The organism is Azonexus sp., from assembly GCF_049652925.1.
Lineage (GTDB): Bacteria > Pseudomonadota > Gammaproteobacteria > Burkholderiales > Rhodocyclaceae > Azonexus.
In genome coordinates this window covers 94513-103500 of sequence record NZ_JBASFI010000016.1, presented here as the reverse complement: position 1 = coordinate 103500, position 8988 = coordinate 94513, and the positions used below count along the sequence as shown (strand labels likewise).

The window sequence follows — 8988 nt, the reverse complement described above, 5'->3', positions numbered from 1 at the left end:
AAGTTACCCACGGCGACGGCCTCGGTGGTTCCTCGGTCAACTACGGCTTCCCGGCCCACACCGACGAGGAATACCTCGGCGCCGTCATCCCCAGGATGAAGAACGCCAAGGTCTCGGCCCTGCTGCTCCCTGGCATCGGCACCGTCGACCACCTCAAGATGGCGCGTGATCTCGGCGTCAACACCATCCGCGTTGCTACCCACTGCACCGAAGCCGACGTCTCCGAGCAGCACATCACCATGGCCCGCAAACTGAACATGGATACCGTCGGTTTCCTGATGATGGCTCACATGAACAGTGCCGAAGGCCTGGTCAAGCAAGCCAAACTCATGGAAGGCTACGGCGCCAACTGCATCTACGTCACCGACTCGGCCGGCCACCTGCTGCCGGAAGGCGTCAAGGAACGCCTCGGTGCGGTCCGTGCTGCCCTCAAGCCGGAAACCGAACTCGGCTTCCACGGCCACCACAATCTGGCCATGGGCGTGGCCAACTCTATCGCCGCCATCGAAGTCGGTGCCAATCGCGTCGATGCGGCCGCGGCGGGTCTCGGGGCCGGGGCCGGCAACACGCCGATGGAAGTGCTGATCGCCGTGTGCAGCCTGATGGGTATCGAAACCGGGGTCGATGTCGCCAAGATCACCGACGTCGCTGAAGACCTCGTCGTGCCGATGATGGACTTCCCGATCCGCATCGACCGCGATGCGCTGACCCTCGGCTATGCCGGCGTCTATGGCTCCTTCCTGCTCTTCGCCAAGCGCGCTTCCGTCAAATACGGCGTGCCGGCCCGCGACATCCTGGTCGAACTGGGCCGGAGGGGCATGGTCGGCGGGCAAGAAGACATGATTGAAGACACCGCCATGAGCATGGCACGCGAACGGGGACTGATGGCATGAAACTGAACCAGCAAACAATCGGCCAACTGGCTGAACTGCTCGAAAACGCCGAACTGCAGGCGCACGATGTCGTCAAGATAACCGATGCCCATCCGGAAATGGATTGGGACGATGCCTACGCCATCCAGAACGAAATCCTGCGTCGCAAGCTGGCGCGCGGCAATCGTGTCGTCGGCCTGAAAGCCGGCCTGACCTCGCACGCCAAAATGAAGCAGATGGGCGTCGAAACCCCGTGTTTCGGCTTCCTCGTCGATTACTTCAGTGTCGCCGATGGCGGCGAGATCAAGATCGATCAACTGATCCACCCGAAGGTCGAGCCGGAAATCGTCTTCGTCCTGAAGAAGGCCCTGAAAGGCCCCGGTTGCCACATCGGCGCCGTACTGGCCGCAACCGATTTCATCATGCCGGGCATCGAGATCATCGATTCGCGCTACCGCGACTTCAAGTTCGATCTGAAGAGCGTCATCGCCGACAACTGTTCGTCATCGCGCTTTGTGCTCGGCGGCCAGATGACGCCGGTCGCCGGTCTAGATCTGCGCACACTGGGCGTGGTCATGGAGAAAAACGGTGAGCCGGTTGCCATCGGTGCTGGTGCGGCCGTGCTCGGCCACCCGGCTGCGGCAATCGCCATGCTGGCCAACCATCTTGGCGCGCGTGGCGAGGAAATCCCGGCCGGCACGATGATCCTTTCCGGTGGCGTCACTGAGGCTGTGGCCGTCAAGGCCGGCGATCACGTCAATTTGCGTATCCAGTCACTGGGTGGCGTCAGCTGCCGTTTCGTTTAAGGAGACACCATGCCGTTCGCACAAATCTATCTGATTGAAGGACGAACCGAAGAGCAGAAGAGGGCGGTCATCGAAAAGGTCAGCGCTGCCCTGGTTGAAGCACTCGGTGCGCCGATTGAAAACGTCCGCGTCTGGATCCACGACGTACCGAAGGCGCAATGGGGAATTGGCGGCAAGACCGCCAAAGATCTCGGGCGCTGAAAACGGCGTCCTTGGTGCGGGAAGTTCCTTGCCGCACCAAGGAAACCTCTCGAATTAAATGCTCGCATGCCGGTTTTTCAATGCGGAACAATCCATACCCAGAAGGTATTTAACATCGCGTTAATTGGTATTGGACGGTATTGGTGTGGGCAATGCATAGTCTGAATGAGCCGTAGTTTTTGTGGCTGTTTCAACGAAAAACGACTGAAAAAAGTGCCACCAAAAGGCACGCACGGATAACTGGAGGAGTTGATGGGCTGGGTGAAAAATAGTTCGTGGTTGCCGTTGGGCGCCACCGTTGCTTGCGCTGTGCTTAGCGCCTGCTCGCAAGGCCCGGATATGTCCGGGATCGCTGCGGAGCGTGAGCGCTCTGTGCATCGTTACGACATCAGCCAGGCGATGGCCAGCAATGGCAAGGTGATCGCGGTCGGCACCCAAAGCGGTGTCGTCCTGATATCCGAAGATCAGGGCAAGAGCTGGAAGCGGACGCCGCTGGGCAATACTTCCCTGGTTGATATGACCGTCTGTGGCGATAAGGGCTTCGTCGCCATCGATCATTACCACAAGGTGTGGTCGGGCGATGCCGACGGCAAGAACTGGCAATCGGTTGCCCTCGACATGCCGCGTACTCCCTTGGCTGTCACTTGTGACAAGCAGGGCGGCTGGTGGGTTGTCGGCGTCAATGCCGTCATCGCCGGAAGCACCGATCAGGGCAAGACCTGGAAGACCACCGAACTGGGCGAAGACACGCAGATCACGACCATCCAGTTTCTTGACGAGAAAAACGGCATCGCCCTCGGCGAGTTCGGCCTGACGGTGACGACCGACGATGGCGGCGCCACCTGGAAAAAAGGCCCGAAGATGCCGGGCGAGTTCTACGCCTACGCCGCCTTGTTTGCCTCTCGCAACGAGGGCTGGGTCAGCGGTCTGGCCGGGCAGATCCTGCACACCACCGATGGTGGCAAGTCTTGGAACAAGCAGGCCAATACCACGCAGGCCACGCTCAATCGTCTGTTCATGCACGAAGGTCAGCCCTTCGGCGTCGGTGCCGGTGGCGTCATTGCCCGCCTCGAAGGCGATAGCTGGCGCGCCGTGCCATATACCGACCCCGTGCCGGTCTTCCTGGGCGGCGGCGCTTCCCTGCCTGGCCAATCGGCCATCGTGATCGGCGGCCCTGGTGGGCTGCTCCGTGCTGTCAGCACGCACGCCAAACAATAAGCCAGGGAGATCTCAATACCATGGTTGCAAAAACACGTCACGCCATTACCCATGCCCTGCACAAGGGCGAGGAATGGATTTTCCGCAATCCGAAGATTGTGCTGTCGATGGTCCTGGCTGTCACCATCCTCTTCAGCATGGCCCTGCCCAGCCTGCGCGTCTTCACCGACTTTGCCGATCTGCTGCCGCAGAACCACAGCTACATCAAGGTTTACAACCGCCTGAAGGAGAATTTCGGCGGCGCCAACATGATTGTCATGTCGGTCGAAGTCGAGAAGGGCACCATCTTCAACGATGAAACCCTGCAGCTCATTCACGAAGCGACGCAAGGCGTCGACAATCTGCCCAGCGTCAACCACAACCTCGTCAGCAGCCTGACGCACCGGACGGCGCGCAAGGTCTTCCTCGACGATCAGGGGGGCTTTGCCTCCGAGTCCTACTACGACCCGCTCAAGCCGAAGCGGACGGTGGCCGAACTCGAGCAGTTGCGCAACGACGTCATCGCCAACCCGACCATCTACGGCCTGCTTGTTTCGCCGGACATGAAGGCGGCGCTGATCAAGGCCCAGATGAACGAGGGCTCGATCGACTACCCAACCACCTTCGCCGCCTTGCAGAAGGTCCGCGAAACGCTGGCCCGACCTGGTCATCAGATTTATGTGACGGGCAACCCGGTACTGACCGGCTGGGTTTATACCTATCTCAACCAGATCGTCGAGATCATGATGTGGACGCTGCTCCTGCTGTCCGCGCTGCTCATTCTCTACTTCCGCCGGTTTTATGGCGTCGCGCTGCCGCTGCTTGGCATCGCCCTGTCCTCCATTTGGGGCCTTGGCTTCATGGCGGCCATGGGTATCAACCTTGAACCCTTGTCGTTGCCGATTCCCTTCCTGATTGCGGCCCGTGCGACATCACACGGGGTGCAGCTGGTGGTGCGCTATTACGAAGAGCTGGCCATTGTCCATGATGGCAAGAAGGCGGCTCGCAACGCGCTGGATGCCCTGTTCCGGCCCGGTTCGCTGGCGATCATCGTCGATGCGGTGGGTATTGCCGTACTCATGCTCGGTGCCGCGCCGTTCAACCACAAACTCGGTCTGGCAGCCGGTTTCTGGGGCTTCTCGGTGATCTTCACGGTGCACTTCATGGTCCCGCTGGCCCTGACCATCCTGCCTGCCCCGAAGAACCACAAGAACGGCAACGAAGGCATTCGCGCCTTCCTCGGCAAAGCCATGGCCATGACCGGTGGTACCGACGGTGGGGCTCGCTCGATCCTGATCCTGACGCTGATCGGCGCCATCGGCGGCACCTACTTCGTCAGCAAGGTGCAACTCGGCGAATCGGAGCCAGGCTCGCCGTTGCTCCACCTGAGCCACGACTTCAACGTATCGACCAAGGCTATCAATACACGTTTCCCCGGTTCGGAAGAACTGCATGTCGCGGCACGCACGGACGAGAAGGGCGGGATCAAGCGCCCCGAAGTGATGGCGGCCATCGAGCGCTTTCAGGCCCACATGCTCTCCGATCCGACGTTGGGTGGCACCAAGGCCATGCCGGGGGTGCTACGCGTGGTCAACAAGCTGACTCACAACGATGACCCGCGCTGGATGCAGTTGCCCGATACGGCTGATGAAATCGGTGGCCTGATGTTCGCCTACATGGCCTCCAGCCCGATTCCCGGTGCCTTGAAGGAATTCGTCACCTCCGACGAAAACGAAGCCAACATGGTCTTCTACTACAAGGACCACCAGGCCGAAACGATCAACCGCATCGTCACCCTGGCCGAGGAAGGCATCAAGAAGATCGAGGCCGAAGTGCCCGGCCTGCACATCGAGCTTGGTGGCGGCATCATCGGCGTCACCGCGGCCGGCAACCAGGCGCTGCATACCGACCACATGATCATCATCCCGGCCGTCATGCTGCTCGCCTTTTTCATTGTGATGATCTATTACAGCTCGCTGCACGCCGGTTGGCTGATGGTCCTGCCGATGTTGTTCTCGACACTGATGACCTACGCCTACATGGGCGCCCTGAACATCGGGATCAGCGTCAATACCGTGCCGGTCATTGCGGTTGGTGTTGGTGTCGGTATCGACTACGCCGTGTATTTCATGGACCGCATCCGCGAAGAGTATGCCGTGATGCGTGACATGAAAAAGGCCGTCATCACCGCCGTTGCCACCACCGGCTACGCCGTGAGCTTCACGGCGGTCACGCTGATCGCCGGCGTCGTCATGTGGATTTTCATGTCCGATCTGCGCTTCCAGTCGGATGCCGCGATCCTTCTTTCTTTCATGCTCATCGTCAACGCGATCGCCGCCGTACTGATCGTGCCGTCATGGTGCGTCGTCTTCAAACCCAAGTTTGTGACGGCAGTGCATTACGACGAAGACGGTGTGCTGGAAAACGACTAACAACACTCCGGAAGACCGGGGGAACAGCAAACATTCTTTCAACAAAACCATTGGGGGTTTGATCCATGGAGACAAAACTGAACACTGGAAGGCGCCTGACGCTCATCGCGGCTGCGCTCTCTGCCTCTTTTGCAACACAGGCGTGGGGCGACGACCTTCCGTCGATGGGCGAGGAGTCTTCGCCCTGGCAGGTCGATGTGACCTATGAGAACCACACGGCGCATCGCGAGCACGCTGGCCTGGCCAAGTTCCGCAACACCATGCAGGCCGAGTTCGACAAGAAGGCCGGCAATGGCTGGGGTATCCACGGCATATTGCGCGGCAGCTGGGATGGCGTTTATCGCATGAACAGCAGCGAGTACGGCAAGGATGCGGGTGGGGCGATCAACATGCAGTCCACGACCCCCGGCGGCTATTTGACCACGCCTTGGGGTACTGGGCCTATAACCAACTCGGCTGTTAATGGATTGGGACTGACGAACAATGTATTTGTTGACACCTACCCGGCCAGCAACCCGAACGAGGGAATGCGGGTTCTCGGTGATCGCTGGCATGGCATTGACGGTGGCGTCGCTTTTGGCGTTCCGGTTCGCCCCTGCGATATCGACAGTCGTGGCTGCCGTGACTTTGGCGGTTATGGCGACAAGACGCTATCGGAACTGGAAGCGCCAGAGTTCAATAATCGACTGGATTTCATTCGAGAACTGTATGTCAAGAAGACATTCGATCTGGGTGACGGCAAGGGGTTATTCCTGAAGCTGGGCAAGCAGCAGGTTGTTTGGGGCCGTACCGACCTCTTCCGTGTTTTGGACGTGATCAATCCGGTCGACTATTCGCGCAACAACATCTACGACGAACTGTCCGATATCCGCATCCCGATGTGGATTGCCCAGGCGGAATTCCGTTTGGGTGCCAGCGACACGATGCAGGACCGCAACTTCCAGATCGTCTGGAACTTCGATCAGTTCCGCGCCAATAATCTGGGGCAGTGCGGTACTCCGAACGTGATTCTGGACGCCGGCTGTTTTTTCCGTGGCATGGCCAACCTTTGGGATAACGGCGGGACGGTTGCCAACTTTGCCAACGTCGCGCCCGGCACCTTGCTGGCAACTAATTTTGGCCCAGGCCAGATCGGTATCAAGGATGTTCATCTCCCCGACTGGTCGTTGTCCAATACTCAACTGGGAGCAAAGTATGAAGGCGTGACGGCAGGAGGCTTGTCGTTCTCAGTCAACGCGTTGACCTATCGCTCTCAGTTGCCGTCTCTGCACGGTGGTAAGCGGGCAACTAACTCCTTTACAGGGGTGTATCAAAACGCCTGGCCTTACCTGATTTCCTTCGACATGGAATTTCCCCGAGTAAACCTGATTGGTGGCTCGATGGACTTCCAACTGCCTGCGGCAGGAGCTGCTGTGCGTGTCGAAGCCGCTGTTACCGACGGGGAAGAGTTTTCCAATACTGCGCGCGAGGAGCTGTATTCGAAGAACAATGTTTTCCGTAGCGTGATTGGTATTGATCGCCCGACCTTCATTCCATTCATCAGCGAAACATCGGCAACCCTGATTTCGGCTCAGTTGTTCTATCAGCACATTTTTGATCACGAATGGAAGCAGGGATCTCTGGGGCCCGTTGGTATGCCGGATTGGGAAGACAACTTCATTGGCACTTTGCTGATCAAGGGTTTTCTGCGTAATGGCACGCTCAGTCCGCAGGTTATCTTTGCGCATGACTTCCAGGCACGGGCAACCGCTGTCGCACCGCAAGTTGAGTGGAATGTGACGAATGATCTGAAGGTGACCTTCGGCGCCAACTACAAGCTAGCCGAGGGGCGTACACGCTGGAATTTCGACGACTGTCGTGCCTGTAATCCGTTTGCACCTTATACCGCGCCAAATGGAGATGCTGATCCGTTTACCTCGTATTCACGTGGCCTCGGCGGCATGGAACCCCTCGGCCGCTTCCGCGCCGGCCCGATCGGTGCCGCGTTCAAGGAAAACGACATTTTCGTTCGTGTTAACTACAAGTTCTAACCTAAACCCGGAGACAAACACATGAAAAAAACCATGATTTCCCTGCTGCCCATTGTGGCGGCAGGTTTGGTCGGTTCGGCATTCGCTGCCACGGAAGCCGATGTCGAGAACACCTTCAATCCCTACAAGGCCGGCATGCCCAGCGCGCCGGGTGTGACGCCGGGTACTGTGATCACCAAGGCCAATGTTGACCAGTTCAAGGATGTTCTGTCGGTTGGTCTGTACAAGCTGCTCAAGGATGGCGCTTTTGAAATGAAGGTGGGGCCTACCACCCAGTTCATGATCAACAGCAGCTACATCAATGCCACCAAGGCCAACCTGAACAAGACCAAGCTGGGCTCCAAGGCTGGCGAGAATCTGACGGGTTACGTCGCTGGCCGTCCGTTCCCGGAGGAGCCAGATGCGAAGGATCCGCGGGCTGGCGAAAAGCTGGCCTGGAACTACAAGTACGGTGTGAACTGGGGCGACGGTGCGGTCATTTCGCCGTTCTACTGGCGTTATCGCAACATGACGACCGGGCAGATCGAGAAGACCATCAAGTATGACTTCCACTTCCTGAATTTCATGCATCGGACCAAGGATGCGCCGATTCCGGAATTCACGCCGAATCCGTCCGGTTTGTACCGGGCGATTTACGTCAAGGCCAACGAGCCGCAGGATCTGAAGAATACTCAGTTGCTGATCCAGCGTTTCGAAGACGACAGCAAGCTCGACGATGCCTATCTGTATCTGGGCTTCCAGCGTCGCGTGCGTCGTCTGGCCCAGGGGCAGGTGACCGACTCCTTCCTCGGCTCAGATCTTATGATCGAAGACTTCGAAGGCTACAACGGTCGCGTTTCCGACATGAAGTGGACCTACAAGGGCACCAAGAACATGATGCTGCCGATGTGGAACCACAATGAACTCAAGCTTTCAGACGAGTTCAAGGAAGCCGATGGCTACAAGTTCGTGAACTACGCCGGGCAGGGAGGCTGCTTCCCAGACGGTACCTGGCAGCTGCGCAAGGTCTATGTGCTCGAAGCCGTGCCGGTTAATCCGAACCACCCGATCAGCAAGCGGACTTTCTACATGGATGCCCAGTTGCAGAATCTGAACGGCGCCATCGATATTTACGACCGCAAGGGCGAACTGTGGAAGGCCTTCAGCGTCGGCAAGTCGCATCCTGACCATCACCTGCCGGTCAACAAGGGTTCCGGTATCGGTATCGATGACGGCGTGATCATGGTCGACGTCCAGGCCAAGCACTGCACGACGGCCCAGTTCAAGGGTCAGGTCGATCCGAAGAAGGCACCTCCGGGCCTCTTCCAGGTTCAGAATCTGCGCGGCGGGGATTGATCACGCCTTAAGTTTTTTACTGTCTCTGCGGGCGAGGGTTCCCTTTTTTGGGAACCCATCTCTCCCTCTTTTGGGGGGGTCTTTGGCCCCCCATTTTTTTGCCCACGAATTTCAA

7 protein-coding genes are annotated in these 8988 nt (G+C 58.4%); all 7 read left to right on the top strand.

The window, feature by feature from the left end; translation table 11 throughout:
• A partial coding sequence (gene dmpG, locus WBK19_RS08320) for a 4-hydroxy-2-oxovalerate aldolase (protein ID WP_511288689.1) occupies nt 1-893 on the top strand: 893 nt, incomplete at its 5' end.
• On the top strand, nt 890-1678 hold the full coding sequence (dmpH, locus tag WBK19_RS08315; protein WP_511288687.1) for a 2-oxo-3-hexenedioate decarboxylase: 789 nt from the start codon (nt 890-892) through the stop codon (nt 1676-1678). The genes dmpG and dmpH, both read left to right, overlap by 4 nt.
• A gap of 9 nt (nt 1679-1687) precedes the next feature.
• Entirely contained in the window at nt 1688-1879 is a 192-nt protein-coding gene (gene thmT / locus WBK19_RS08310) for a 2-hydroxymuconate tautomerase (protein WP_226404599.1), read from the top strand.
• A 252-nt stretch (nt 1880-2131) separates the two neighbouring features.
• On the top strand, nt 2132-3097 hold the full coding sequence (locus tag WBK19_RS08305) for a WD40/YVTN/BNR-like repeat-containing protein (RefSeq protein WP_511288685.1): 966 nt from the start codon (nt 2132-2134) through the stop codon (nt 3095-3097).
• 20 nt (nt 3098-3117) lie between these two features.
• Nucleotides 3118-5508 carry an efflux RND transporter permease subunit gene (locus tag WBK19_RS08300; protein ID WP_511288683.1) on the top strand — a complete coding sequence of 797 codons (2391 nt, stop codon included), beginning with the start codon at nt 3118-3120 and terminating at the stop codon, nt 5506-5508.
• Nucleotides 5509-5573: 65 nt separating this feature from the next.
• Complete coding sequence (locus WBK19_RS08295) at nt 5574-7538, top strand: DUF1302 family protein (protein ID WP_511288681.1); 1965 nt, start codon at nt 5574-5576, stop codon at nt 7536-7538.
• A gap of 21 nt (nt 7539-7559) precedes the next feature.
• A complete protein-coding gene (locus tag WBK19_RS08290) occupies nt 7560-8873 on the top strand; it encodes a DUF1329 domain-containing protein (protein ID WP_511288679.1) in 1314 nt (437 codons plus the stop codon).
• The last annotated feature ends 115 nt before the right edge of the window (nt 8874-8988 follow it).